Raw genomic sequence first — 331 nt, forward strand, 5'->3', positions numbered from 1 at the left:
CAAGGCCCTACGGCATTCATTACTTCTACAGGCGGTATCCTCGTTGAGGACGGCGCAGGTGGCGGTGTTGATGCGTTCTCTTACGACGCCCCTGAAGGCGAGTGCGGCGCACAGCTCGTATGGTTAGTAGGCTTGGGCGACGACTGCTTTGCAGAAGTTGGCCTGACCGACGCTGAGATCACTTTCACCAACGCTAACGCTGGTGTAAACCCTGGCCCATCTTTCGTACTGACTCAGACAGGTTTCGATTCTTACTCACTGGAGCTGTTCGCAGCTATCGGCGAGAACGTGCTGACCATCAATATTGAAGATGAGAACGGCAACCCAACTG

General features: G+C 54.7%; 1 protein-coding gene. It reads left to right on the top strand.

Annotated features, from left to right (window positions below; translation table 11 throughout):
* The coding region (locus FRY97_RS22750; RefSeq protein WP_170254902.1) for a hypothetical protein at window positions 1-331 on the top strand (331 nt) is incomplete at both ends.

Source organism: Phaeodactylibacter luteus (genome assembly GCF_007993045.1).
Taxonomy (GTDB): domain Bacteria; phylum Bacteroidota; class Bacteroidia; order Chitinophagales; family Saprospiraceae; genus Phaeodactylibacter; species Phaeodactylibacter luteus.